General features: G+C 60.6%; 20 protein-coding genes and 1 pseudogene. 14 read left to right on the forward strand and 7 right to left on the reverse strand.

The genetic code is table 11. The features are described 5' to 3' along the window. Positions 1–19 precede the first annotated feature (19 nt). Together N2601_RS23845 and N2601_RS23850 are read left to right on the forward strand one after the other, a co-directional pair. Complete coding sequence (locus N2601_RS23845) at positions 20–655, forward strand: J domain-containing protein (protein ID WP_260305122.1); 636 nt, start codon at positions 20–22, stop codon at positions 653–655. Positions 656–787: 132 nt separating this feature from the next. Further along, on the forward strand, positions 788–1501 hold the full coding sequence (locus N2601_RS23850) for a DUF899 family protein (protein WP_104826799.1): 714 nt from the start codon (positions 788–790) through the stop codon (positions 1499–1501). 22 nt (positions 1502–1523) lie between these two features. On the opposite strand, the pseudogene N2601_RS23855 reads toward N2601_RS23850, so the two are convergent. The 3 genes and pseudogenes from N2601_RS23855 to N2601_RS23865 form a co-directional block, all read right to left on the reverse strand. Beyond that, positions 1524–3218: pseudogene (locus N2601_RS23855) on the reverse strand (PAS domain S-box protein); the annotation flags it as partial. Positions 3219–3361: 143 nt separating this feature from the next. Next, a complete protein-coding gene (locus tag N2601_RS23860; RefSeq protein ID WP_260305123.1) occupies positions 3362–4531 on the reverse strand; it encodes a M24 family metallopeptidase in 1170 nt (389 codons plus the stop codon). A gap of 90 nt (positions 4532–4621) precedes the next feature. Next, positions 4622–5326 (reverse strand): GntR family transcriptional regulator, encoded by a 705-nt coding sequence (locus N2601_RS23865; RefSeq protein ID WP_260305124.1) that lies wholly within the window; start codon positions 5324–5326, stop codon positions 4622–4624. A gap of 151 nt (positions 5327–5477) precedes the next feature. Between N2601_RS23865 and N2601_RS23870 the strand changes: the two genes are divergently transcribed. Next, positions 5478–6389, forward strand: a complete 912-nt coding sequence (locus N2601_RS23870) for a dihydrodipicolinate synthase family protein (protein ID WP_260305125.1) — start codon at positions 5478–5480, stop codon at positions 6387–6389. Positions 6390–6495: 106 nt separating this feature from the next. Here the strand turns inward: N2601_RS23870 and N2601_RS23875 are convergent, their stop codons facing one another. After that, entirely contained in the window at positions 6496–6708 is a 213-nt protein-coding gene (locus N2601_RS23875; RefSeq protein WP_104826804.1) for a hypothetical protein, read from the reverse strand. 253 nt (positions 6709–6961) lie between these two features. Between N2601_RS23875 and N2601_RS23880 the strand changes: the two genes are divergently transcribed. Together N2601_RS23880 and N2601_RS23885 are read left to right on the forward strand one after the other, a co-directional pair. Then, a complete protein-coding gene (locus N2601_RS23880) occupies positions 6962–8491 on the forward strand; it encodes a DUF1800 domain-containing protein (RefSeq protein ID WP_260305126.1) in 1530 nt (509 codons plus the stop codon). 15 nt (positions 8492–8506) lie between these two features. Continuing rightward, on the forward strand, positions 8507–9691 hold the full coding sequence (locus N2601_RS23885) for a DUF1501 domain-containing protein (RefSeq protein WP_260305127.1): 1185 nt from the start codon (positions 8507–8509) through the stop codon (positions 9689–9691). A gap of 31 nt (positions 9692–9722) precedes the next feature. Here the strand turns inward: N2601_RS23885 and N2601_RS23890 are convergent, their stop codons facing one another. From N2601_RS23890 to N2601_RS23900, 3 genes are all read right to left on the reverse strand, one after another. Next, positions 9723–10598, reverse strand: a complete 876-nt coding sequence (locus N2601_RS23890; protein WP_260305128.1) for an arginase family protein — start codon at positions 10596–10598, stop codon at positions 9723–9725. 69 nt (positions 10599–10667) lie between these two features. Next, positions 10668–13694: an alpha-mannosidase gene (locus N2601_RS23895; protein WP_260305129.1), complete on the reverse strand. Its 3027-nt coding sequence runs from the start codon at positions 13692–13694 to the stop codon at positions 10668–10670. 338 nt (positions 13695–14032) lie between these two features. Beyond that, complete coding sequence (locus N2601_RS23900) at positions 14033–15229, reverse strand: MFS transporter (protein WP_104826809.1); 1197 nt, start codon at positions 15227–15229, stop codon at positions 14033–14035. 118 nt (positions 15230–15347) lie between these two features. Here N2601_RS23900 and N2601_RS23905 point away from each other — a divergent pair, with 118 nt between their 5' ends. From N2601_RS23905 to N2601_RS23945, 9 genes are all read left to right on the forward strand, one after another. Further along, a complete protein-coding gene (locus N2601_RS23905; protein WP_104827884.1) occupies positions 15348–16178 on the forward strand; it encodes an AraC family transcriptional regulator in 831 nt (276 codons plus the stop codon). 97 nt (positions 16179–16275) lie between these two features. Beyond that, the gene (locus tag N2601_RS23910; protein ID WP_260305130.1) at positions 16276–17340 is read left to right on the forward strand and encodes a LacI family DNA-binding transcriptional regulator; all 1065 of its coding nucleotides are present in this window, start codon (positions 16276–16278) and stop codon (positions 17338–17340) included. Between the two features lie 44 nt (positions 17341–17384). Further along, positions 17385–18623, forward strand: a complete 1239-nt coding sequence (locus N2601_RS23915; RefSeq protein ID WP_260305131.1) for an ABC transporter substrate-binding protein — start codon at positions 17385–17387, stop codon at positions 18621–18623. 68 nt (positions 18624–18691) lie between these two features. Further along, positions 18692–19609 (forward strand): carbohydrate ABC transporter permease, encoded by a 918-nt coding sequence (locus N2601_RS23920; protein WP_260305132.1) that lies wholly within the window; start codon positions 18692–18694, stop codon positions 19607–19609. 26 nt (positions 19610–19635) lie between these two features. Further along, the gene (locus tag N2601_RS23925) at positions 19636–20499 is read left to right on the forward strand and encodes a carbohydrate ABC transporter permease (RefSeq protein ID WP_260305236.1); all 864 of its coding nucleotides are present in this window, start codon (positions 19636–19638) and stop codon (positions 20497–20499) included. A gap of 25 nt (positions 20500–20524) precedes the next feature. Beyond that, positions 20525–22456 (forward strand): glycoside hydrolase family 127 protein, encoded by a 1932-nt coding sequence (locus tag N2601_RS23930; protein WP_260305133.1) that lies wholly within the window; start codon positions 20525–20527, stop codon positions 22454–22456. Between the two features lies 1 nt (position 22457). Continuing rightward, on the forward strand, positions 22458–23531 hold the full coding sequence (locus N2601_RS23935) for an ABC transporter ATP-binding protein (protein ID WP_260305134.1): 1074 nt from the start codon (positions 22458–22460) through the stop codon (positions 23529–23531). Between the two features lie 114 nt (positions 23532–23645). Continuing rightward, positions 23646–24578 carry a dihydrodipicolinate synthase family protein gene (locus tag N2601_RS23940; RefSeq protein WP_260305135.1) on the forward strand — a complete coding sequence of 311 codons (933 nt, stop codon included), beginning with the start codon at positions 23646–23648 and terminating at the stop codon, positions 24576–24578. Between the two features lie 130 nt (positions 24579–24708). Continuing rightward, on the forward strand, positions 24709–26325 hold the full coding sequence (locus tag N2601_RS23945) for a GMC family oxidoreductase (protein ID WP_285168587.1): 1617 nt from the start codon (positions 24709–24711) through the stop codon (positions 26323–26325). Positions 26326–26360: the final 35 nt, after the last annotated feature.

Consider the following 26360-nt stretch of genomic DNA (forward strand, 5'->3'; position numbering starts at 1 on the left):
AGCGGCAGCAGGAGTTGGAGTGACCGATCCATATGAGATTCTCGGCATCGGACGCGATGCGAGCGAAGAGCAGATCAAGACCGCCTATCGCAAGCGGGCGAAGTCGGCGCATCCGGATTCCGGCGGCGACACCGATGCTTTCGGACAGCTCCAGAAGGCCTACGAGCTGCTTCTGGACCCGGTGCGCCGAAAGGTGTTCGACGATACCGGCTATGACGTCGAACTCACCGACGCCGTTGATTTGCAGGCCCTAGTCGCCATCGAGAAGCTCATTACAGACATGGTTCTGGACGAGCGCGAACCCGGAACCTTCGATCCGGTCGCCCATATGCGCGCCAGTCTTTTGGAAGAAATCCGCAAGGCACACTTCAGCAAAAGCGAGCTGGAGCGTCATTCGGACCGCATCCGCCTTCATTTGGATCGTCTGGGAAAACGCCCCGGCAAGGATGTCGTCGGTCATATGCTGCGCGCCCGCATCAAGGCCATCGCGACCGCGATCAGCGAAACGGAGGCCAAGATCGACGCCACCGAACGCGCCTGCGACATGCTCGACGGCTATCTCTATGTCATGGACGCGCCGATGCTCGAGAGCGAGGAACCGACATCGGATGTCGAATGGGATGACACCCCCGGGGTCCGCTCCGCCGCCCAGTGATTCCCGTTAACCCGATGCCCTGCTGAATGCTGGAACTTTCGATCGGCAACCGGGTTTTCTCCCGCGTCAGGTCGAATTCCGACGGTGCCATACGACCAGTATCGGCTCATCGATCGCACAAGGGAGGACATCATGATCAACGAAGATGGATACACGCCTGCGGCAGAACTGGCGCAAAAAAACGGTGCCAGATTTCCCAACGAAAGCAGCGAATACCGGCAGGCGCGAGATGCTCTGCTGGCAGAAGAGATCGAACTTCGGCGGCAAATAGAGCGTGTCGCCGCGCAGCGGCGCGCGCTGCCGCCGGGCGGCATGGTGAAGAAGCGTTATCAGTTCATCAGCCCCGACGGTCCGGTCAATTTCGAGGATTTGTTCGATGATAAGGAAACCCTGCTGATCTACAGCTACATGTTCGGCCCGGAGCGGTCGCGGCCCTGCCCGATGTGCACGTCGTTTCTTTCGGCACTGGAGGGCGAAATACTCGATATCGAACAGCGAATGGCAATTGCCGTCGTCGCTCGGTCACCGATCGAGAGACTGCTTGATTTCAAGACAGAGCGCCGCTGGCAGAATTTGCCACTCTATTCCGACCCGACCGGCGAATATAGCCGCGATTACCGTGCGCTCGGAGCCAACGGCAACGACAACGCCGCCGTCAATGTCTTTACCCGCAGAGATGGAACGATCCGGCATTTCTGGGCTGAGGAGATGGGTCCGGTCACCGCCGACCCCGGTCAGGATCCACGCGGCGCGCCCGATCTTATGCCGCTCTGGACGATCCTCGACATGACACCCGAAGGCCGGGCAAGAGATTGGTATCCGAAGCTCACCTACGGACATGCTTGAGCGGATCTTGCGTCGGCGATGCCTATGCCTCGCCGGCAGTCACAATGCCGGCAACTGAAGTCTCGGTCACGGCTTTGGTGATCACCGCGGCAAGCTGGCTCTGATTAAACGGCTTCGGCAGGCGGAGCAGATCGTTGTTGCTGCCCGCCGGAAGCTCGGCGTATCCGGTAGCAAGGATGATCGGCAAACCCGGCCGCCGCTCGGCGATCGCCGCGGCGAGCTGTGAACCGGTCATCCTCGGCATGGCGTGATCGGTGATGACGATATGGATATCGTTGTGATCCTCGAGCAGCTTCAGCGCCTCCTCGGCTGAATGAGCCTGCAGCACGGTATGGCCGAGATCCTCCAGCATGATTGCCGTGTTCATCAGGACCAGCACGTCGTCGTCCACCGCCAGGATATTGAACAAGCCTCCGGCCGCGGGCGCTGCTTCAATCGCCGGCTCATCCTTCCTCGTCTCGGTCTCCGCTGTGACCGGAAGCCATAGCTCGGCCGTGGTTCCCTCGCCCCTGCGCGATTTCAGGATCAGCTTGCCCCCAGATTGCGCCATCAATCCCTGGATCATGGGCAGGCCAAGTCCTGTTCCCTTGCCAACGCCCTTGGTCGTGAAGAATGGTGTGGTTGCATTGGCAAGCGTCGCCTCGTCCATCCCCTCTCCCTCGTCCCTGACGGAGAGGCATACATAGGCCCCCGCTTTCGGTCCGTCCGCTTCGTCCCTGGCAATGCTGCGAAGTTCGGCGGCAATGACGAGCCGTCCGCCCTTTGGCATCGCGTCGCGCGCATTAACGACGAGATTCAAAAGAGCGTTCTCAAGTTGGTTCGGATCGGAGGTCACCCTTGGAAGGCTGAGGGGGAAATGCGTTTCGATCGTCATCGACGGATCTACCGTGCGCTGTAGCAGGCCGGTCATATTGCGAACCAGTTCGACCACGTCGAGCGGCTCGATCTTGAGCTCCTGACGCCGAGAGAAGGCGAGCATGCGTTGCGTCAGCGCCGCACCGCGCTGCGCACCTTGGATGGCGTTGTCGATCAACGGGGTGATATCGGGATTGTCAGCAGTCCGCTTGCGCACGATTTCAAGACTTCCGAGCACGGCCATCAGTAAATTGTTGAAATCGTGAGCCATTCCCCCGCTTAGCTGGCCGACCGCCTCCATCTTTTGTGCCTGGAACAACTCTTCACGCACCTGTTCCAGCTTGCGCTGAGCCTCTCTCTTTTCGGTAATATCGCGCGTGACCTTCGCAAACCCCAGAAGCGTTCCATCGTCGTCGCGAAGCGCATCGATGACGACGCTTGCCCAGAACCGGGATCCGTCCTTCCGGACTCTCCAACCTTCGTTTTCAAACCGGCCCTCTTTGGCGGCAATATCGAGCGCCTTCCACGGAAGCTGCGTCGCGCGGTCTTCCTCCGTATAGAACTGGGAAAAATGCTGGCCGAGGATTTCTTGCTGCGAGTAGCCCTTGATGTGCTGCGCACCGAGGTTCCAACTGGAGACGTAACCTCGGGGATCGAGCATATAGATGGCGTAATCCGCGACACCCTGAACGAGAATGCGAAACTGTTCTTCACTCCGCCTGAGTTCTGTTTCTGCTTTCTTTCGTCCAGAAAAATCACGCGTAATCTTTTCAAAACCCAACAAGTCGCTCTCCGCACTTCTGATTGCATCGATGACCGGGGCGCGCTTTCGCAGATGCCATTTCCGGTCTCCGAGCCGCCCGGTAAACTACGGAAACGCGGATTGGTTCCGCTGAGGCGCGGACTTCTAATCGAAAGTTACAAGCGGGCGAGGTGATAGAGGCGCAATCCGGTTCGCCGTTAAGCCAACCGGACCGTCACGAAAATATGATGCGTTGTTTTCTGTCAGCCTTTCCGAACGCGGTCCGTCAACTGCGAAAACGGCTCGGTCGGCCCCTTGGCGGGATCAGTGAACCAATGCGGTCCTTCCGCCGTCATATAGATATGATCTTCCAGCCGAATACCGAATTTGTCGGGAAAGACGATCATGGGTTCATTGGAGAAGCACATGCCAGCGGCAAGCGGTGTTGCATTGCCGCGCACGATATAGGGCTCCTCGTGGATTTGCAGACCGAGACCGTGGCCGGCGCGGTGGGGTAGTCCTGGGAGACGGTAATCCGGGCCAAGGGCATGTTTTGAAAGCACCATGCGCGCGGCATCGTCGAGGCTCGAACAGGGTGTGCCGGGCTTTGCCGCATCGAAGACCGCTTGCTGAGCTTCCCGTTCGATGGCCCAGGCCGCTTCGAATTCGCGATTGCGGCTTTCGAGCACATAGGTCCGGGTAAGATCGGAATGATAGCCGTCGATCTGACAGCCGGTATCGACAAGCACGACGTCGCCTGCCGCAAGGGTCTGGTCGCCCTCGGCGCCATGCGGCAGGGAGGTCGCCGCCCCGAAGGAAACGATGCAGAAGGTCGAGCCGCCGTCTGCCCCGGCCTGGCGATGCTGCCGGTCGATGAAGTCGACGACCTCTGAAGCCTTGATGCCTGGTTTCATCAGCGCATGCGCCTGCTTCTGGATATTGAGCGTCAGGTTCATGGCGTATTGAATGAGAGCGATCTCGGCTGGAGATTTGATGCGCCGCAGGCTCCGGATGATTTGACCGCCATCCTTCAATCTTTCGGCGCCAAAGGCCGCAGCGAGCCTGTGGTAAAAGAAAAGCGGCAGCTCATCGTCCAGTGCAAGCGAGCCGATTTGACCCAGCAGCCGTGACACGAGCCCGGCACTGTTTTCTTCCTCCTCCCACACCAAAATTTCGCCAGGCAGATGCGGCAGCGTTTCCACGCGGCTGCGCTCGAAACCCGGGACGATGTAATAGAGTGCGGCTGGTGTGACGAGCGCGCCAAGGAACCGTTCGCTCGGATGCCAGTCGAGACCGGTGAAATAGCGCAGGCTTTCCGTCGAGCCGAGCAGCATGCCGGCGATGCCCTCCACCTCCAGCGCCTCTCTCAGCCGTGCCAGTCGGAGCTTCCTCTCGTCATCGGTGATGCGGGGGACGGGATGGGACCATGTCATCTTGTTTTCCAGTTCCTGTTGCGCTCGGTTCCCGAGCGGCCGACACCGGCTATTGAATGGATACCAATGGACGAAACATCGGCAGAGAGATTACGAGATCTCAATCGCTAGGGGACGTTCGAGATCGCGGGCGATGTATTCCTGGATTTGGCGCACGATCTGCGCTGCGTGATCGATCGCCAGCCGGTCGGCGCGGTCGACATCGCCAGCCTCGATAGCGGCGATCATCTGCTCATGCTCGTCCACATATTGACGCGGCAGGCGATCGTCGAAAGTCGAGTAGTAAAGACGCAGGATGCGCCGGCCCTCGTCCAGCAGCCGTGCAAAAAATGTGGTGTAGTAGGAATTGCCGGCAAGTTCAGCGATGGCGACATGAAATTCGCGGTTCGCCTCGATCATGCCGAAGGCATCCCGGGCGGTCACTGCATCGGCGAATTCCTTCTGCCGGGCGCGTATGCGCTGCATGATATCGGCATCCTTCCGCCCCGCCGCCCCGCGTGTCGTCACGCGATACATCAGCGTCAGCGCCTCGAAATAGGTGGGCAGGCCGGCGAAGTCGATCGTCGCGACGATGGTGTTGCGGTTTGGAAGCGTCGTCACCAGCCCTTCCGTGGCAAGGCGAAGGAGCGCCTCGCGGATCGGTGTTCTCGACATCTTGAAGCGCTCGGAAAGCCGGACTTCGTCGAGCGGGCTGCCCGGATCGAGCGCCATCGACAGAATTTCCCTGCGCAGGGCGGCATAGACGCTCTGCGTGCCCGAGCCCCGCACCCGCACATTCTCCTGCTCGTTCGCCATCCGATATCCTTCTTCGAAACAAACGTCTTACTATTTTGTTTTGGCGGTTTTCAGCAACAGTGGGCAATCGACCCATATATCGCGTACAACCATCCTTGAGTCTTGTCGACAGTTTGTATATAACACAAGTACTTTCAATCGAGGAGCCAAAATGACGACAGGATGGAAGGGCGTATTCCCCGCCGTAACGACACAATTCAACGAGGATCTTTCCGTGGATCTCGCTGCCACGCAGCGCGTCCAGGACGCGCTCGTCAATGACGGCGTCAACGGCCTCATCGTCATGGGAACCTGCGGCGAGAACAATTCGCTGGATCCGGAGGAGAAGCGCACGATCCTGAAGGCGGCCGTCGAAGTGGTGAACGGCCGCGTTCCGGTCGTCACCGGCGTTTCCGAATTCGATACGCGCCGCGCCGTCGCCTATGCGCGCGATGCCGAGAGGCTGGGCGCCGACGGCCTAATGCTCCTGCCCGCCATGGTCTATGTCCCGAAGCCGGAGGAGCTGATCGCGCATTTCCGTACCGTGGCAGAAGCAACTTCACTGCCGATCATGCTCTACAACAACCCGCCGGCCTATCGCGTCAATATCGGCGCCGACGTATTGCAGGCCCTCGCCGAGGTGCCGAATATCAAGGCCGTCAAGGAAAGCGCGCCGGATCCGCGCCGCTTCACCGACCTGATCAATGCCTTCGGCGACCGCTTCGACATCTTCGCCGGCCTTGACGACGTTGCGCTGGAAGGCCTGATGCTGGGCGCCAAGGGTTGGGTTTCCGGCCTCACCAGCGCCTTCCCGCAGGAATCCGTAGAGCTTGTTGCCGCTGCCGAGCGCGGCGACTGGGAAGAGGCTCGCCGCATCTATCGCTGGTTCATGCCCCTGCTGCACCTCGACGCCGAGCATGATCTCGTTCAGTCGATCAAGCTCGCCGAGCAGATCATGGGCCGTGGCTCCGAGCGCGTCCGCATGCCGCGACTGCCGCTCTCCGGCGCTCGCCGCGCGGAAGTTACCGCCATGGTCGAAAAAGCCGCCGCTACGCGCCCCTCGAAGGCCCGTCAGGCAGCCTGATAGCGAATATACGAAGCCGGCGATCGCCAATATGCGGTTGCCGGCTTTTACAAAGATATCTTGGATCAAGCGCCGACGATGTCGGTCGACGGATCGAAACGGAATTCTAATCGGCATCTTCCGGCAATGCCTGGATATAGCGCACGACTCCGTAAAAAATCCCGAAGACAACAAGCACGAAGGCCGCATGACGGATGTCGTGCAATACCGTGTGGTGATGTCTCACCAGCAGGGAGATCGTATTGTACATAGCTATGGCGAGCGCAGTCATGGCCATTGCCAGTAAAAGCGCCATGTTCCGATGAATAAATTTGACCATCGCTCACCTCTTTTCCGCTTCGCCAGATAGAAGAGAAATTAAGGAGGAATTACGACGGATCCGGCGCTTGCGGAGAATGTGCCCAATCCGTCCGTGCGCGTTAAATTATTGATATTCAAGCGATAGTCAGATAGCGCGGTTTCCCGCAGGTGAATTACAAATTGTCCATGTCGGAAAAAGGCCACAATTTCCGAACTTTCCTGACACAATTGCCTGCGAGCCTACCACCGGATCGGTGATGCGGTGACAAGCGATGAGCCTTTCATTTCAGACCATGGCGGCACTGCGGTTCGGTTACGGCTTTCGCCCGAGCGAAACGCCACCTGCCGACAGGGACGCGTTGCTCGACCCGATGCGCGTGGCCGACAGCAACTGCCTTTTTCCGGTGGGCGGCATCGATGCGCGCCGGCAGGCGATCCGCAATGTGGCTGACCGTCTCCGCGACATCCGCAGCAGCGACATCGATGATGCCGCCAAGCGGGATGAGCAGAAGGCTGTCTTCAAAGAACTTCAGCAGAGCTACCAGCGCGATGCCGATGCGCGCATCGCGCAGGCGGTCTTCTCGCCGAACGGTTTCTACGAGCGGCTGGCCGCTTTCTGGACAAACCATTTCTCGGTGAGTGTCGACAAAACCCAACCGATGAAACTCATCGTTCCCCTGTTCGAGGCCGAGGCGATCCGGCCCCATATCGGCGGGACGTTTCCGGATCTGCTGCGCGGTGCTACCCAACATCCGGCAATGCTGATCTATCTCGACCAGGCTCAATCGCTCGGCCCGGATTCTCCCGTCGGCCTCAAACGCAACAAGGGGCTGAACGAGAACCTCGCCCGCGAATTGCTGGAGTTGCACACACTGGGCGCCGGCAGCGGCTATACGCAGGACGATGTGCGAGCGGCCGCAATGGTACTGACAGGCATCACGGTCGACCGGCAGGCGGTCGAGGTCGATTTCCGCAAGGCCGTTGCCGAACCCGGCAGCCATCGAGTGCTGGGTGTCAGTTATGGCCGAACTCAGCGATCGGAGCGGGATTATCTGCAGATGCTCGACGATCTGGCGCTGAACCCGAAAACGGCGGCGCATATCAGTCGCAAGCTCGCGGTCCACTTCATTTCCGATACGCCGCCGCAAGCGATGATCGATGCCATGACCCAGATGTGGCGAAAGACGGATGGTGACCTGATGGCAGTCTATGGCGCGATGCTCGATCATCCCGCCGCCTGGACGAATGAAGGCGCCAAGGCCCGACAACCTTTCGACTTTGTCGTGGCCGGTCTGCGGGCGCTCAATCTTCCGAGGAATGCGGCCGCGGGCGCAGTCGTCGATCCGCTCGCCGATGACGAGGGTGCCGGGCAGGCGATGGCCGACGACAATCCGCCCATGCAGGGCAATGGTTCCGTCTCGCCTGACAAGGCAGCCAACCCACCGGATCCGCAGGAAGTAAAACGCCGGCAGGCCGCGATCGATGCGACCTTCTATGTGCCGCGCGGTCTCGGCGTCTACGCGTTGCAGCGCATGGGGCAACCTGTGTGGCGGCCACCCAGTCCGGCCGGCTTTCCCGAGGGTTTCGACGCCTGGATCAATGCCGGGGAATTGTCCGAACGGATTTCCTGGGCGCGGCGTGCAATCGGTCGTTATGGCAAGCAGGATGATCCGAGGCAGTTTCTCAAGGAGACGCTGGCGGACGCGGCTCGCGACGACACGATCCGGGTTGTCACGCAAGCGCCGAACAAGATGACGGGCCTGACGCTCGCGCTTGCTTCGCCCGAATTCAATCGTCGTTAAAGCGAGGAACATCCCATGGCAGATAATACGGCCTTCTCGCTTTCTCGCCGCGGTTTCCTCGCTTCCGCCTGCTGCCTGGCGGCTGCGCCGATCTTTACGCCGGTAACCTTTGCGGCCATGCCGGGAGACAACCGCTTCGTGACCATCGTCCTGCGCGGTGCCATGGACGGGCTCGATCTGGTGCAGCCCTATGGTGAGGCATCCTTCGCCGGCTTGCGACCGGATATCGCCATCGCTCCCGATAACGGGCTTGTCGATCTCGATGGCTTCTTCGGCCTGCATCCGGCGGCGGCGGACCTACTGCCGCTATGGAAGGCCCGAGAACTTGCCTTCGTCCATGCCGTTTCGACGCCCTATCGCGACGCCCGTAGCCATTTCGACGGCCAGGACATGCTGGAATCGGGTGGCGGCCACGTCGCCGAGGAAAAGACCGGCTGGCTGAACCGCGCACTCGGAAGCATCGCGCGCTCGACCGCGCATAAGGCGATCGACATCAACACCTCGACCGAATTGATCCTGTCAGGCCCCAATACGGTCGACGTCTGGGCCTCGGATTCCGGTTTGGGCATGGGTGCGGATGAGATGCAGTTCCTGACGCGCCTTTATGCCAACGATCCCGCTTTCGCCAAGGCGATGGATGAGGCGATGCGCGCAGACCAATCGGCGAAAATGGGCGAGGCGCCGGGCGCCAAACATGGCGAACAGATAGCCGATGTCGCAGCGCTTGCCGCCAGGATGCTGCTGCGCGAATACCGCATCGCCAGCTTCTCCATCAACGGCTGGGACACTCATGTGCAGCAGGCAGCCCAATTCCGCAAGGCGGCTGGGGACCTGACGCAGGCGGTGTTGACATTGAAGCGCACGCTCGGCCCGGACGCATGGAAGACGACGGTGGTTCTGGCGATGACCGAATTCGGCCGCACGGTCCGCCAGAACGGCTCGGGCGGCACCGACCATGGCACCGGCGGTTGCTGCCTGCTGGCGGGCGGCGCCATCAATGGCGGCCGCGTACTCGGAAAATGGCCGGGAATTAAGGACGAGCACCTCTTCGAGAACCGCGACCTGATGCCCACCGCAGACGTGCGCGAGATCGCCGCCGCCATGCTTTACCGGCAGTTCGATGTCGGCGCCGACGACCTCAATTCGAAGATCTTTCCAGGCCTAAGCTTCGACAAGTCCTCACAGTTCCTGAAGGTGTAATTCCTCCGCTGACGGTTCGATTCCCATCTTCTCAGGCGCGACCTTCCCCGATCAGTGGAAGCGCTCTCAGCATGTCTCTGATGGCGATAGCGTCCCATGGCAGGTGTTCGGTAATTCCAAGCCCCACCACGTCCACCTCCCTGGCTACGTCGTTCAAAAGACGAACCACTTGGGCGATGGTCATTCTACCTCGTGGAACTCCCTCGAACGCGTCTGAAGGCGCATTCGGCATCGCGAAGTTGAGGGAACGGAACTGGACGGGATCGATGACATCGAGGTCAAAATGGATGGCAACATGCCGGGCGCCCGTCGAACGAAGCCATTCGATCACCGGTTGGCTGGTGTCGATCAATTGGGACGGCGTCGCCATGCTGAGCCCCAGCCTTTCAACGATCTCCCATTCCTCAGGCGACATATCGTAGAGCCCTGCATACATCACCTTCTCAGGCTTGATCGGCCGGGCCACCCTATTCGTGAAATCCGGATCGCCCTCTCCCATCAAATTGCCCAGAACCATCGCGTGCGCATGCACGAAATGCTTTGGCGTCATCACATCGGGATGAGCATCGACCCAAAGCACGGCCAAATCGCCCTCATACCGCTCATTGAGGTATGCGAACGGGGCGAGATCGACAAGGCAGTCGCCACCCAGAACGACAATCCTGTCGGGCATTTCCTTCATGAGGATCTGGTCTGTCGAATCCAGTTGCCGAAGCAATGCACTCCGCGCGACGATGCCGTCTTCGAGAGGAAGTTCGGAGCCATCGGGCTCCGGCACTTCGACCGTTGCGACCGGCCCTGCGGCCGCCGGGGCAAGCCACGCCAGCAACTGTGCCCCGAAATGATAGGCTTCCAAATTTCCCCCTTGCCATTGGGGGATATGCAAACGCAGAGTTTTCGTACTCATTTGTTGCTCCGAGCTCTGTTCGTGGAGCGCCGGCTGCTCTTCATTCGACCACCCAGGTCGGCGCAGCCGTCACGCCCGTATCATCTTCCAGCTTCTGACCTCGAAGGGCAGGATATCGGGACCCGCATCGCGTTGGGCCGGCTCCTCCATCAGATTGACGGCTTCGCTAATTGTCCAGCCGTTTGCCGGAATGACGGCAAGTCCGCCGCGTCGGCCGGCCGGTTCGTAGACGCGCAGCACAAGCCCGTCGCCATCTTCGGCCGGCTTGATGGCGGAAAGCGCGACCGGCGTGCCCGTCACGGCAATCGGGGCGAGCGTCGTCTCCGCGAGACCAGCGGCCGTCGCGACGATCAGCGGTTGATTGAGGTCGTCGGCCTCCTCCCGCACACCACCAGAATGCCATTCGCCGGTGTGCGGCAGCAATGCGTAGGTGAAGCGCTGCACGCCCTCGTCCGCCATCGGATCAGGATAGATGGGGCCGCGCACGAGACTGATGCCAAGCACGTTGCTGCGGGCACTATGGCCGTATTTCGCGTCATTGAGCAAAGCGACACCGAAATCCGGCTCGCTGAGATCGATGAAGCGATGGGCGACCGCCTCGAACATCGCAGCATCCCAGTTCGTGTTGGTATGCGTCGGGCGGCTGACGACGCCATAGGCGCATTCGAACGTAGCTGTGCGCGCCCGCGTCGCAACCGGGCTCAGCGAGCGCAGCAGGGTGCGGCGATCATGCCAGTCGATTTCAGTCTCGATATCCAGCCGCTTGGCGTTGGCCGTCAGCACGTAATGCTGCACGATGCTGGAGTCGCGATAGCGATGGACGACCTTGATCGCGGCTCGATATGGACTGTTTTCGACGAGTTCGATGCTTTCCGGCTTGTCGAGACGAACGCCCTTTTCCGAATAGTCTGCGTCGATGTCCCAAGCATCCCAATTGCGCGGCTTGTCGACCGGATAGACCCAAAGCTGATTGGCGGGTTCCGCCAGCGCCTCGCGGCCGGTCGCTTTGTGAACAAGGCTCTGCACGGCCCCATCCGCGCCGATGGTCACGGCGAGATGCTCATTCTCCAGCCGGTTCGCTTCGGCGTGCAAACCACCGGCTGGTTTCAATGCGGCGCGGTCGAATACATGGATGGAAAGCGGCGAGACTATGTCGCCGGTGGAAAGGACCGTGCCGTCGGCGAGGAGCGCGCGCAGCGGCCGGGCATCCAGCGACGGATTGACGACGACGAGAGCATCCGCAACACCGCCCTTCGGCAGGGCCGAAACAATGGCGTCCGCAGCGTCCTTTTGAGCCGTCCTGGCGTGATCGATGATGGTGGAAAGTTCACGCTCGGCATCCTGATAGACCTCGCGAATGCTCGACCCGGGCAGGATATCGTGGAACTCGTTCTTCAACGTGACACGCCAGTCAGCCTCCAGGCTCTGCGGCGCGGCGCCGCCGATCATATGCGCGATCGACGCCAGGGTTTCGGCGGTGATCAACGCCCGCTCCGCCCTGCGATGCAGCCGCTTGACACCGCTCTGGCTGGTCAGCGTCGCGCGATGCAGTTCGAGATAGATTTCCCCGGACCACGTCGGAACATGCTTTTCCTTCGCCGTGCGATGGGCACTCGTGAAGAAATCGGCCACCTTGCCCCAACGGGCCTTCGGGATGGCGGGGAAACTGCGCAACTGCACTTCGCGCTCGACCATCTCCGGCGTCACGCCGCCGCCGCCATCGCCATAGCCGACTGCAAGAAGCGAACTATCATGCAGGGTTTTCGCCCGGAAGTTCTTCCAGGTCGGCACGAAGCAATCCGGCTGGACAAAGCCGTTATAACCCTGCATCGGATTGTCGAAAGTATGCGCCAGCACCCGGCTGCCATCCAGACCTTCCCACCAGAAGAGATCGTAGGGAAACCGGTTGGTCTCGCTCCAATTGACCTTGATGGTGAAGAAACTCTCGATGCCGCCCTGGCGCAGCAACTGCGGCAAGGCACCGGAAAAACCGAAGCAATCCGGAAGCCAGCAGACCGTGTGACGCGCACCGAAAGTTTTTTCGAAATAGCGCTGGCCATAAAGAATCTGCCGCACCAGGCTTTCGCCCGTCGGCATGTTCGTGTCCGGCTCGACCCACATGCCGCCAATCACTTCCCAGGAGCCATCGGCCACTTTTTCCTTGATGCGCGCAAGCAATTGCGGGTCGTCAGCCTCCATCTGCGCATAATAATGCGCCGTCGACTGGTTGAAGCGGAAATCGGGCGAGCGATCCATCAAGGACAGCGCCGTGTGGAAGGTCCGGCGCATCTTGCGGCGCGTCTCGTCATAGGGCCACAGCCACGCAAGATCGATATGGGCATGGCCGGTCAGCAGCAATTGGCCGTTTTGCGGATAACGCTCCTGCAGCGTCTTCAGGCGGGCAAGCAGGCCGTCATAGGCTGCAACGACAGAGGCGCGCTCGGCCTCGGAGAGACCCTGCGGGCTTTCGACCAGCTCGGGCAATTCCCAAATCTTTTGTTGCCATTCGGCGTTCGCCGTGCGGGAAACATAGGAAGCCGTCGCGGAAGGCCAGTCGAGGCTGCGCAGCGCCGTCTCGGCGGCATCAAGCAGATGCGGCACGACGTCGTGATCATCAAGCGCCTCGATAGCCTCTACTATCTGCCGCAACAAAAGGTTCAGCCGGTGCACGGGAATGTCCAGCCAGGCGAGCCGCGCCCGGTTTAACTTCGGCTGGCGGTTCGGTTCGCCGAATGGGAAACGGGCAACGCTGTCCGTCGTGATCGAGAGACTGCGATCCTTCAGCGGGAATTCCTGGTGGTAGGGATCGAGCCCGAAGCTCTCGCCCCCGCCGCCTTCATAAGCGAGCGTAATCAGGCTCTCGCCGCCGAGATCGAGCTGGAGGCGGATTTCCTCCAGGGGCCAGTCGGCGGGCACCTTTGCTTGCGAGGCGAAATGCACCACGCCCTTGCGATGAGGCCAGGCCTGACCGATGGCGATATCCTCGCCCTCGAACGTCCAGTTGTGGATTGGCAGTACAGCGCGTTCGCGCCAATGGCTGAGCTCTGCGGTGCGTACCTTGAGGCGATCTAGGCGCTGGGCGATGGTGAGCTGCATGGCATGTCCTACTTGGTTGATGTCAGGCCGGGACCGCACGAGCGATCATGGCGTCGCGAATGAGGCATTGCAAAGCAGGAAGGATGCTGACGGCGGGATCAGGCTGATGTGATCGGCAAAAACAGATGGGAAGGGCCACCGGAGAAACATCCCTTGGCCGGAATTTTGATGCCTGTGCTCACTCGACGGTCTCCTCCTCCTGCGTGAAGCAGGCATAGATTACGGCGAAGAACAGGCCGATGACCAGTCTCAAAATGGAAGCAATTTTTCGGGCTTATCTCCTTGCCCGCGCAAGGCGGCGAGATGTTCGGCGGGGCAATAGACCCCGCCGCTATTGCTCAATGTCTCGGTATGCGCGGCAAAAAGATTGTGAACAGACCGAGCAACGGCAGATACGAGCAGATCGTATAGACGAAGGAAATCCCGTGCGTATCGGCAAAATCGCCGAGAAACGCCGCGCCAAGCCCCCCTGCCCCGAAGGCAAAGCCGAAGAAGATGCCGCCAATCAGCCCGACGCGGCCGGGGATCAATTCCTGCGCGAAGACCACGATAGCCGGGAAGGCCGAAGCAAACACCAGCCCGATCACAACCGTCAGGACGCAGGTCCAGAACAGGTTCGCATAGGGCATCATCAGCGCGAAGGGAATGACGCCCAGGATCGAGAACCAGATCACGAAGCGCGCACCGAGACGGTCTCCGACCGGACCGCCCATGATCGTGCCGACCGCGACTGAACCGAGAAAAAGGAACAGCATCAATTGCGCGTCGCGAACGTCGAGATGGAACTTGTCGATGACGTAGAAGGTGAAATAGCTCGATATGCTCGCCATATACACGTTCTTCGTTGCCGTCAGCAGGATGAGGATCGCAAGCGCCCAGACTGCCTTGTTGCGTGCTATCGGCAAGGCGCGGCTGGGAGCCGGACGCGCGGCATGCTCGCGGCGATGGCTGACATACCAGGTGCCGACCCAGCTCAGGACGATGAAGCCGATGACCGCCAGAACCGCGAGCCAGGCGACGCTCGATTGGCCGTGCTGGAGCACGAAGAAGGCGGCGATCAACGGGCCGATGGCGGAACCGGCATTGCCGCCGAGCTGGAAGAGCGACTGCGCCAGGCCATGGCGCCCGCCGGAAGCCAGCCGCGCGACGCGCGAGGCTTCCGGATGGAACACCGCGGACCCGAAACCGATGAGGCTCGCCGCGACCATCAGCATGGGGAAGCTGCCGGCATAACCGAGCAGCACCAGCCCTGAAAACGTGCTGACCATACCGACCGGCAGGGAATAAGGCATGGGCCATTTATCTGTGACAATGCCGACGACCGGCTGCAGCAGCGACGCCGTAATCTGAAACGTCATCGTCAGCAGACCGATCTGAACGAAATCGAGGGCGTAATTCTCCCGGAACATCGGGTAGAGCGACGTCAGCAGCGATTGCATGATGTCGTTCAAAAGATGGCAGACACTGACCGCCACGACGATTGAAATTGTCGTCTTCTCAAATCGGGCCTGCGCGCCCGAAAATGCCGCAACCATTGAGGATTCCTTCCTGCGCCGGCCGATTCTTTCAGCCATGCCGTTTGATCAGCTTTTACACGGCTTGCAGGTGACCTTCTTTCGTGTTTTGGTCCAGTTCTTTCGCGATCGGGCCAAAATGGAAAAGCTCTCTCAAAAGCTGCTGGCGACACTCGACCGAGATCACGAGCAAAATATGCTCTGGATGGAGGGATCGAATGCCGGCGTGCTCGTCCACAGCTCGGAGCCGCCGCAAGGTTACACTGTTCCCTGGCATCATCATCGCCGCACACAATTGCTCTGCGTTTTCGCCGGTGTCGTGCTGATCCTGACGACCCGCGGCCGATGGATGGTGCCGCCCGGCCATGCCTTGCTCATTCCCGTTGGGCTGGAGCACTCCGTCGAGATGCTGAGCGATGTCAGCCTGAAATCGGTCTATGTGATGCCGCGTGACCCGACCCCGCCGGACGAGGCGCCCCGCGTCGTCGAAGTGACGGATCTCGCGCGCAGTCTGCTGCTCGAAGCCATCCGGCTGCGGGAAGCGCCGGTCGGAAATCGCAAGGCTGAACTTGTCCTTTCCCTCCTAATCGAGGAGATTTCGACGCTGGAAGAACGCCCGCTCGGCCTCCCCTTCCCATCCGACCGACGGCTGGCGGCCCTCTGCCGTGAGTATCTGGCAAACCCGACCCCGAATGCCAGATTGGACGATTGGGCCGAGAAGCTGGCAATGAGCCGCCGCACCTTCACCAGGCAATTTCGCAAGGAAACCGGCATCAGTTTCATCACCTGGCGTCAGCAGGCGAGCGTCTTCGCGTGCCTGCCGCAACTTGCGGAGGGGCAGCCGGTGACCAACGTCGCGCTGGAAGCCGGCTACGAAAGCGTTGCCGCCTTCACCACCATGTTCCGACGCATGCTCGGAACCTCGCCGCGCACCTACATGGTGAACCGCTGGTCTTTCGACCGGCCGTAGAAGTCGCGCAGATATCCCACCTTTACAGCCAAAGACATTCGTGGGCAGGCGTGATCAAAAAAATTTGAGAAAAGCTTTTCTCATCTTGACTCTTCGGATGAGAAAAGCTTTTCTCACCGCAAATAAGTTCGGGAGAGGACATCTGGAAAACCAGCGGATTAGAAACGGTCGGGTAACGATTCACGATGTTGCCGCTGCCGCAGGGGTCAGCATTTCGACGGCGTCGAAAGCCTTGAACAATACCGGGCGGATGGCCGACGACACGCGGGAACGGGTCAAGCGCGTCGCGACTGAGATCGGGTTCCGGCCGAACGCCTTGGCCAAGGGTCTGCTTAGCAATCGGAGTTTCACCATCGGTCTTTTGACGAACGATACCTACGGCCGTTTCACTCTCCCTGTCATGGCCGGAATTACCGAGGCGCTCGTCGATCACGGCGTCTCGGTATTTCTCTGCACGATCGAAGACGATCCTGCACTCGGAAAGGTTCATGTGGACGCCATGTTGGACAAGAGCGTCGACGGCATCATCGCTTCGGGAAAGAGGATCGACCGCCGGCTACCGGTGGATCTGTCCAACCTGCCCGTGCCCGTCGTCTACGCCTTCACGGAAGGGACACCCGATAGTGTTACCTTCTGCGCCGACGATTTCCAGGGCGCCGCTCTTGCCGTCGAATGGCTGATGGGTCTCGGCCGCCGCCGGATCGCCCATATCACCGGCCCCGAGAGCTTCGTTTCGGTACGCGAGCGCACAAGGGCCTATCGAAGCCTCGTCGGCGACACGTTGCCGGTGATGTACGGCACATGGTCGGAGGCCTGGGGCCACGCGGCCGTTGCGCAAATCTGGGATACGCCCGGACCGAAACCGGACGGCATTTTCTGCGGCAACGACCAGATCGCCCGCGCTGTAGTCGACGCCCTGCGCGAGCGCGACGTGCGCGTGCCGGAGGACGTCTCAGTGGTTGGCTTCGACAATTGGGAGATCGTCGCCGCCCAAACACGGCCGCCGCTGACGACGGTTGACATGAATCTCAAGGCACTCGGCCGGGAGGCCGGGCTTACGGTTCTGGCGCTGGCGGAGGGCCGCGCCATCGAACCAGGGATCAGGACATTGCCGTGCGAATTGGTCGTGCGGCAGTCGTGTGGGGGACACCCCGTTCATTAGTTGAGGAAGAGGGGCTGATGGAAATGCCCCATGGGAGGAGAAACATGATGAAGCGACTTCTGGCCGCGACCGGCCTCATATCCTTATGCCTGATGTCCGGCGCGTCAGCCGCCGAAAACATTACGATGTGGGTGCGCTCCGGCATCGGCGATTCCTTCAAGAAGGTCGTCGAGGCTTATAATGCCAGCCACGACGACAAGGTCACCATGACCGAGGTGCCCTTCTCCGAACTGGTGCAGAAATACGCAACCGCGATCGCCGGCGGGCAGGCACCCGACGCCCTGTCGATGGACCTGATCTACACGCCAGCCTTCGCCGCCGCCGGCCAGTTGGAAGACTTGACCGACTGGGCCAAGAGCCTGCCCTATTTCAACTCGCTCTCTCCGTCTCATGTGAAGCTCGGCACCTATCAGGACCATATCTACGGCCTGCCGCTCTCGGTCGAGACTTCCATTTTCGCCTGGAACAAGGACCTCTACAAGAAAGCCGGTCTCGATCCGGACAAGGCGCCGACGACCTGGGATGAGATTACGAGCAATGCCGAAAAGATCCGTGCGCTCGGCGGCGATACCTACGGCTTCTATTTCTCCGGTGGCGGCTGCGGCGGCTGCATGATCTTCACCTTCACGCCGCTCGTCTGGGGTGCAGGCGCCGACATTCTCTCGGAAGACGGCAAGAAGGCGACGCTCGACACGCCGCAGATGCGCAAGGCTGTCGATATCTACCGCAACATGGTCAAGAAGGATCTGGTGCCGGCGGGTGCCGCGAGTGACACCGGCGCCAACTTCCTAAGCATCAGCAACGGCAAGATCGGCCAGCAGAGCATCGGCGCCTTCTCGATCGGCACACTGATCACGCAATACCCCGATATTCATTTCGGTGTGACGCTGATCCCCGGTGTCGATGGCAAGCCGTCCTCCTTTGCCGGCGGCGACAACTTCGTCATCACCAAAGGTACGAAGAAGCTCGATGCGGTGAAGAAGTTCCTCGAATACACCTATTCGATGGACGGTCAGAAGATCATGGCGAAATATGGCAGCCTGCCGACGCGCGGCGATATCGCCGACCAGGTGCTTCAAGGCCTCGATCCGCGCATGCAGGTGGGCCTGAAAGCGATCTCCATCGCCAAGACGCCCTATACGCTGCAGTTCAATGACCTGATCAACAGCGCCAACGGCCCTTGGGCCGGCTTCACCAACGCCGCAATCTTTGGAGACAACGTCGATACGGCCTTCTCCAATGCACAATCGGAAATGCAGTCGATCATCGACAACGCCCAGTAGTAATAAACCATCACGGACCGGGAGGCTTGGCCTCCCGGTTTTCCCCACCAAAACATCAGGAGCATCCCATGGCTGGTCCCGGAGCTATTACAGCACTGCGGCAGCGCAAGCGGCGTCGACGTGCCGGTTGGCACGGATTTCTCTACATCGCGCCCGCCATGGCGCTGGTCCTGGTCTTCTTTGTCCTGCCCGTGATCTTTACCGGCTGGATGAGCCTGCACAACTGGCCCCTGCTCGGTAGTCCGCGCTGGATCGGCTTCGGCAATTATACAAGGATGGTGTCGGACATCCGCTTCATGGCGGCATTGCGCTTCACCGCCTATTATACCGTCATCGTCACCATCGCCATTTTCGCCGTCGCCTTCCCACTGGCGTTCTACGTCGAAAAGCAGCGGCGACTCGTTGGTTTTTACCGCACCATCATCTTCCTGCCCGTCGTCGTCGGGCTGGCGACGGCTTCGCTGCTTTGGGTCTGGCTCGCCAATGTCGATAGCGGCTTTTTCGTGCCCGCGGCTCAGGCACTCGGACTGATCGACCGAAGGCCGAACCTGCTTGCGGACTTCGACACCGCCTTTGCCACGATCATCGTGATGGTGGTCTGGAAGATCGCCGGCTTCACCATGATCATCCTGCTTACCGGCCTGCAGGCGATCCCCTCCGAGCTGACGGAGGCCGCCCGCATCGATGGCGCCAGGCGCTGGCAGCGCTTCCGATTCCTGACCCTGCCGCTGATGCGCCGGACGATCGCGCTTGCCTTGATCATCTCGATCACCGGCTCCGTGCTTGCCTTCGACCAGTTCTACATCATGACCAGCGGCGGACCGCAGAACCAGATGATCTCAGTCGTCTACTACATCTTCAACCAGTCCTTCGTGTCCTTCAATCTCGGCTATGGCGCGGCGCTGTCGATCGCCCTTCTCGTCATTCTCGTGTTGATCAGCATCGTCCAGCTCTGGCTGCTGCGCGTCGGGGAGGATCGCCCATGAGCATCGCGAACATGAGCACCACAAAGATGAGAACCGCAAAAGAGCGTCGTGCCCGGCGGAAAATGTGGAGTGCCGTCAGCTACCACGGCGTCGGCGTCATCATCGTCATCTTCTTCTTCGCGCCCTTCGCAATCGCGCTGTTATCATCGTTCCGGCACGGTACGGAGGCGAGCCTTCCGCCCCTGCCGCCGTGGCCGACATCGGGGTTCAGCTTTGATGCCTACCGTGCCCTCGACGGTTTCGGTGCCGGTGTCGTGCAGCATACGCTGAACTCGCTCTTCGTTTCGGTGGCGACGGTCATCCTGACGGTCATGGTCAGCCTGCTCGCCGGCTACGGCTTTTCGCGCTATCAGTTTCCGTTCAAGGGCGCCTTCTTCATTCTGATCATCGCTACGCTGATGATCCCGTTCCAGTCGATCCTGACGCCGCTCTTCATCATCCTGGCAAGGCTCGGCCTCAACAATTCGCTGCTCGGGCTGACGCTCGTCTATGTCACCCTCCAGCTACCCTTCTCGGTCTTCATGATGCGCAACGCCTTCGACGCGGTGCCCAAGGAGATCGAGGAAGCCGCTCGCATCGACGGCGCACGCGATCTGAAACTCCTTTTTCGCGTCCTCTTCCCGCTGGTGCTGCCGGGTGTAGCGACCGTTGCGATCTTTGCCTTCCTCAATGCCTGGAATGAGTTCCTGGCAGCGCTGGTACTGCTTTCCAGCAATGAGAAATTCACGCTGCCGGTGCTGATGATCGCGGTCCGGACCGGGCGGCTCGGCGCCGTCAACTGGGGCGCGGTTCAGGCCGGCATTGCCGTCATGACCATACCCTGCGTCATCGTCTTCCTGCTTCTGCAACGCTATTACATGCGCGGTCTGATGGCCGGCGCGGTGAAATGAACCTCAAACGAAACGGATGAAAGCCATGTCAGACAAGCAAAATCGCCAATTCCGCCCCCTGCCCGTTCCGAATGTCGAACTTCACGGCCTTTTCGGTGCCCGGCAGGACGCGATCTGCAACTCCACGGCCGCCACCCTTCTTGACCGCTGCGTCGAGGCCGGCATGGTCAGGGCAATCGACGTCGACAAGCCGAGCCCTGGCATTATCCTGCCGCTGCAGACCTGGTCGGGCTCGACACAGATGTTCTGGGATAGCGATCTCGGCAAATCGATCGAGACCATCGCCTATTCGCTCTATCGCCGCCCCAATCCAGAGCTCGAAGCCCGCGCCGATGCGATCATCGATATGTATGAAAAGCTGCAGCAGGAGGACGGTTACCTGAACGCCTGGTTCCAGCGCGTGCAGCCGGGCCGTCGCTGGACCAACCTGCGCGACCATCACGAGCTCTACTGCGCCGGACATTTGATCGAAGCCGCCGTTGCCTATTATCAGGCGACGGGAAAACGCAAGCTGCTCGACGTCATGAGCCGTTTTGCCGATTACATGATCACAGTCTTCGGCCATGGCGAGGGGCAATTGCGCGGCTATTGCGGCCATGAGGAGGTCGAGCTGGCGCTAGTGAAGCTTGGCCGCGTCACCGGCGAGAAGAAATATCTCGACCTTGCCAAGTATTTCATCGACGAGCGTGGCCAGGAACCGCATTTCTTCACCGAGGAGGCGCTGCGCGACGGCCGCGATCCGGCAAAATTCGTGCAGAAGACCTATGAATACAACCAGGCTCATCAGCCAGTGCGCAAGCAGACAAAGGTCGTCGGCCATGCGGTGCGCGCCATGTATCTCTATTCAGGCATGGCGGATATCGCCACGGAATATAATGATGACAGCCTGACCTCGGCGCTGGAGACGCTGTGGGACGATCTGACCACCAAGCAGATGTACGTCACCGGCGGCATCGGGCCGGCCGCCTCCAACGAAGGCTTTACCGACTATTACGACCTGCCGAACGAAAGCGCCTATGCCGAAACCTGCGCCTCGGTCGGTCTGGTCTTCTGGGCGAACCGCATGCTGGGGCGCGGGCCGAACCGGCGTTATGCCGACATCATGGAACAGGCGCTCTATAATGGCGCCATGGCCGGGCTGTCGCTCGACGGAAAGACATTTTTCTACGAAAATCCGCTGGAAAGCGCCGGCAAGCATCATCGCTGGACCTGGCATAACTGCCCCTGCTGCCCGCCGAACATTGCCCGCCTGCTGGCTTCCGTCGGTTCCTACATGTATGCGGCGGCCGATAACGAAATCGCCGTCCATCTCTATGGCGAGAGCAAGGCCCGCGTTCCGCTTGCAAGCGGCGTGACGGTCGAATTGGCTCAGGAAACGAATTATCCTTGGAACGGCGCGATCCGTTTTGGCGTCAATCCGGACCGCAGCGCCCGCTTCGCGCTATCGCTCCGCATCCCCGGATGGGCTAATGGTGCTACGCTCGCCATCAACGGCGCGCCCATCGATCTTTCCACAATTACCGTCGACGGTTATGCTCGCATCGAGCGGGAGTGGCAGGCTGGCGACAAGGTCGACCTCAACATTCCGTTGATCCCGCGTACCCTGTTCGCCAATCCCAGGGTGCGCCAGGACGCCGGCCGTGCAGCGCTAATGCGTGGGCCGCTGGTCTATTGCGTCGAGACGACCGATAATGGCCGCGATCTCAACGGCATCTCGCTTACCGGCGATCCCGCGTTGGCGCAGACGGCGGAAATTGCCGCACTGGAGGGCGCAGTCGCGCTCGATATTCCGGTGAAGCGCGATGAGTCGGATTGGGGAACGGACCTCTATCGAACGGCGCCGCCGAAGAGCCGCTCCGCCACCGCCCGTTTCGTTCCCTATCATTTGTGGGATAATCGCGAGCCGGGTGAGATGCTGGTCTGGGTCCGCGCCGGCCAGACGCAACACGGAGCCTGACATGGGCAAGAACAGCATGAGTTTGACCGGCGTCCGCAAGAGTTACGGCGGGCTGGAGGTCATTCACGGTATCGATCTCGAAGTGCAGGAAGGTGCATTCGTCGTCTTCGTCGGCCCGTCCGGCTGCGGTAAGTCGACCTTGCTTAGGATGATCGCCGGACTGGAGGAAGTGACCGACGGCGAGATCGCCATCAAGGGCCGGGATGTCACCGATCTCGACCCGTCCGAGCGCGGCATCGCCATGGTCTTTCAATCCTATGCGCTCTATCCGCATATGAGCGTGCGTGAAAATCTCGGTTTCGGGCTGAAAATGGCCCGAACCGATGCTGAAGAGATCGAAGCGCGCGTCAGGGCCGCTTCGGCGATCCTCAAGATCGACCATTTGCTGGACCGTCGTCCCGGCCAGCTTTCCGGTGGCCAGCGGCAGCGCGTCGCCATCGGCCGGGCGATCGTGCGGAAGCCGGATGTCTTCCTGTTCGACGAGCCGCTCTCCAATCTCGACGCGGAACTGCGCGTCTCCATGCGCATCGAAATCGCCCGGCTGCACCGCGAGCTCGGCAACACGATGATCTATGTGACGCACGACCAGACTGAAGCAATGACGCTCGCCGACAAGATCGTCGTCCTCAGGGACGGCAAGATCGAGCAGGTCGGCAGCCCGCGCGAGGTCTATGAAGATCCGGCCAATATTTTCGTCGCCGGCTTCATCGGTTCGCCGCGCATGAACATGATCGAAGCCGAATGGGTCGCTGATGGTTCCGCCAAAGTACCAGGCGGCTCCATCAGGGCGGACGTAGGACAGGCGAACCTTGCGGCCGGCGACAAGCTGATGCTGGGCATGCGCCCGGAACATCTGGTCGTCGTATCCGACAATAATGATGCGATCCGCGTGACCGTCGATTTCGACGAATATCTCGGCGGCACGCGCTATCTCTATTGCCAAACGGAGGACGGCCAAAACCTGATCGCCGAATATCGCGAAGGCCCCGATGTTCAGCGCGGCGATACGCTTTACCTGCGCTGCCCGCCGGAAAGACGCCGCTATTTCGACGGACAGGGGAACCGGCTCCGTTGAAGGATCATCTCAAAGCGACGCTGCCTAATCATTTGACGAACAACTAAAATTATGACGATGTTTGCCGGTAGCGCGGGAGCATCTGTTTCGGCGAATGAATTTGGAGGCGGCAGGATGGCCAGACTGACCGAAGACGCCAGGGGCGTCTATGTGATCGCCGTTACACCCTTCACCGACGAAGGCGCGCTCGATTTCGCCAGCATCGACAGCATGGTGGATTTCTACGAAAGCGTCGGGGTGACCGGGCTGACTGTGCTCGGTCAGCTCGGCGAGGCGCCGAAACTGACGGCGGAGGAATCGCGCGCCGTCGTCGAACGCGTGCTGAAGCGCCTCGATGGCCGCCTGCCCGTTGTCGTCGGCGTCTCCGCGCCGGGGCTTGCGCCGATGCAGGAACTGGCCGAGGCGGTAATGGATCAGGGCGCGGCGGGCGTGATGGTCGCGCCGCCCTGGACGATCAAGACAGACGACCAGGCCTTTGCCTTCTATCAATCGGTCGGCGAAGCATTAGGCGATACACCCTTCGTGCTGCAGGATTATCCGCTGACGACCAATGTCACCATCGCGCCCAAGGTCATCGACCGGATCATCAAGGGCGTGCCGAACTGCGTCATGCTCAAGCATGAGGATTGGCCGGGTCTGTCGAAGATTACCGCGCTGCGTGCCTCCAGCGACAGTGGTGAAACGCGGCGTATCTCTATCCTCTGCGGCAATGGCGGGCTCTTCCTGCCTGAGGAAATGGGCCGCGGCGCCGATGGCGCCATGACCGGCTTCTGCTATCCGGAAATGATGGTTGGCGTCGTAGAGGCTTATCGAGCCGGAAATATCGATCGGGCGCATGAAATCTTCGACGCCTATCTGCCGCTGGCACGCTACGAGCAGCAACAGGGCATTGGCCTCGCCGCCCGCAAATATGTCCTCGCCAAACGCGGTGTCATCAAATCCGCCACCCTGCGCAAGCCCGGCGCCAAGCTTTCGCCGCTCGACGTGAAGGACGTCGAACGCCTGCTTGCCCGGCAGGCGCGCCGTCTTCAGGAGATCGGCGCATGAGGCTGGGGCTGGCGAGCAAGGAGGCACTGGTGCTGGGGTCAAGCAAGAGATTAGGCGCGCGGATCAGGGTCGACGAGGGCACGATCCGATCAATTTAAGACAGTGAATATTGGCCAAGGGGGGAGCTTTGGTGGCGAAGACCTATGATTTCATCATTGCCGGCGGCGGTTCGGCAGCTTGCGTCGCCGCCATGCGGCTGGTGCGTGATTTCGGCTTTTCCGTGCTCGTCATCGAACGCGGGCCGCGCAGGACCGCGAAGCTGATGGCCTTTCCCGCGGGCTATATGAAATATCTTGCCCGCGACGATTTCCTTGAAATGCATCACACGGTTCCGCAGCCGCAGCTTGGTGGCCGCGGGCCGATCGTTCCGGTCGCCAAGGCACTTGGCGGCGGCAGCGCCGTCAATGCCATGGTCTACATGCGCGGGCAGAAAGAGGATTATGACGGCTGGGCCGCCCATCTCGGCCATGGGATAGAATGGTCCTATGCCAACATGCTGCCGCACTTCAAAGGGATCGAAGCCAATACGCGCTTCAACAACAGATATCACGGCATATCCGGCAATCTGCGCGTGTCCGAGCCGGGACACATCTCGGACACGACGGAGGATTTTCTGCTGGCCGCGCAAGGGCTCGGTCATCCCTATAATCCCGACTTCAACGGCGTCCGGCAAAACGGTGTCGGCATCATGCAGCACACCTACGGCCAATGGAACGGCAAGATGGAGCGCTCCGATGCCAAGAAGGCCTTCCTCGATCCGCTAGCAGGCGACAAGAGGCTGGAGATCATCACGGATGCCCGCGTCGACCGCATCGTCATCGAAAACGGCCGCGCGACCGGTGTGACCTACACGCGCAATGGAGAAAGCCAGACGATCCATGCAGCGCGGGAAATCCTTGTCGCGGCGGGCACCTACAACAGCGCCAAACTGATGATGCTGTCCGGTATCGGCCCGGCCGATCATCTGCGCGAGCATGATATCGCCGTTACGCTCGATCTTCCCGGCGTCGGCGCCAATCTGCAGGATCATCACGAAGTCCCGGTCATCGCCACGACCAAAGCCAAATCCGGCTATTTCGGCGAGGACAAGGGTTGGCCGATGCTTCGCAACGGGCTGCAATACCTGCTCTTCAACTCGGGTCCAGTCACCACGACGGGCATAGAATCCTGTCTCTTCTACGATCCGGATGGCAGCGAGCGGCCATCGATCCAGCTCTATTGCGCCCCGATCGTCTATCTCGACCGTGACGTCTCCTCCGCCAAGCCCACCTATGGCGTCACCTTCACCTCCTGCCTCCTGCGCCCGAAGGCACGCGGCAGTGTCAAACTACGCTCGAGCAACCCCGCGGATCAGCCATTGGTCGACTGCAACTTCTTCGGTGATCCGGACGACCTGCGCCTGACGCTCGCCTCGCTGAAGGTCGCCCGGCAACTGCTGGAGACGGAACCGTTCAAATCGAAGATCGCGGACGAAATCCTGCCCGGCCGAGCACTGCAGGACGAAGAGGCCCTGACCAAATTCGCCGGCCAGACCGTCAAGACGAATTACCACCCTTCCGGCAGCCTGCGCATGGGACCGGACAATGATCCGATGTCGGTGGTCGACGGAAAGCTGCGCGTGCGCGGCATTGAAGGCCTGCGGGTTATCGATTGCTCGATCATTCCCTTCATCCCGTCGGGAAATACCAATGCGCCGGCAATGGCGATCGGCTCCAAGGCAGCGGAGATGATCGGAAAGAGTTACTGAAGTTCGCCAGTTCGGATGCTTCAAGTTCAGACCGC

This window comes from Rhizobium sp. CB3060, assembly GCF_025200735.1.
Lineage (GTDB): Bacteria > Pseudomonadota > Alphaproteobacteria > Rhizobiales > Rhizobiaceae > Rhizobium.

What these genes read in the sequence shown, in the direction of transcription:
- N2601_RS23860 (WP_260305123.1), bottom strand. Translation starts at nt 4,531, where the DNA reads ATGACATGGTCCCATCCCGTCCCCCGCATCACCGATGACGAGAGGAAG.
- N2601_RS23880 (WP_260305126.1), top strand. Translation starts at nt 6,962, where the DNA reads ATGAGCCTTTCATTTCAGACCATGGCGGCACTGCGGTTCGGTTACGGC.
- N2601_RS23930 (WP_260305133.1), top strand. Translation starts at nt 20,525, where the DNA reads ATGTCAGACAAGCAAAATCGCCAATTCCGCCCCCTGCCCGTTCCGAAT.
- N2601_RS23915 (WP_260305131.1), top strand. Translation starts at nt 17,385, where the DNA reads ATGATGAAGCGACTTCTGGCCGCGACCGGCCTCATATCCTTATGCCTG.
- N2601_RS23865 (WP_260305124.1), bottom strand. Translation starts at nt 5,326, where the DNA reads ATGGCGAACGAGCAGGAGAATGTGCGGGTGCGGGGCTCGGGCACGCAG.
- N2601_RS23925 (WP_260305236.1), top strand. Translation starts at nt 19,636, where the DNA reads ATGAGAACCGCAAAAGAGCGTCGTGCCCGGCGGAAAATGTGGAGTGCC.
- N2601_RS23940 (WP_260305135.1), top strand. Translation starts at nt 23,646, where the DNA reads ATGGCCAGACTGACCGAAGACGCCAGGGGCGTCTATGTGATCGCCGTT.
- N2601_RS23900 (WP_104826809.1), bottom strand. Translation starts at nt 15,229, where the DNA reads ATGGTTGCGGCATTTTCGGGCGCGCAGGCCCGATTTGAGAAGACGACA.
- N2601_RS23885 (WP_260305127.1), top strand. Translation starts at nt 8,507, where the DNA reads ATGGCAGATAATACGGCCTTCTCGCTTTCTCGCCGCGGTTTCCTCGCT.
- N2601_RS23905 (WP_104827884.1), top strand. Translation starts at nt 15,348, where the DNA reads ATGGAAAAGCTCTCTCAAAAGCTGCTGGCGACACTCGACCGAGATCAC.
- N2601_RS23895 (WP_260305129.1), bottom strand. Translation starts at nt 13,694, where the DNA reads ATGCAGCTCACCATCGCCCAGCGCCTAGATCGCCTCAAGGTACGCACC.
- N2601_RS23935 (WP_260305134.1), top strand. Translation starts at nt 22,458, where the DNA reads ATGGGCAAGAACAGCATGAGTTTGACCGGCGTCCGCAAGAGTTACGGC.
- N2601_RS23870 (WP_260305125.1), top strand. Translation starts at nt 5,478, where the DNA reads ATGACGACAGGATGGAAGGGCGTATTCCCCGCCGTAACGACACAATTC.
- N2601_RS23850 (WP_104826799.1), top strand. Translation starts at nt 788, where the DNA reads ATGATCAACGAAGATGGATACACGCCTGCGGCAGAACTGGCGCAAAAA.
- N2601_RS23910 (WP_260305130.1), top strand. Translation starts at nt 16,276, where the DNA reads ATGAGAAAAGCTTTTCTCACCGCAAATAAGTTCGGGAGAGGACATCTG.
- N2601_RS23920 (WP_260305132.1), top strand. Translation starts at nt 18,692, where the DNA reads ATGGCTGGTCCCGGAGCTATTACAGCACTGCGGCAGCGCAAGCGGCGT.
- N2601_RS23875 (WP_104826804.1), bottom strand. Translation starts at nt 6,708, where the DNA reads ATGGTCAAATTTATTCATCGGAACATGGCGCTTTTACTGGCAATGGCC.
- N2601_RS23890 (WP_260305128.1), bottom strand. Translation starts at nt 10,598, where the DNA reads ATGAGTACGAAAACTCTGCGTTTGCATATCCCCCAATGGCAAGGGGGA.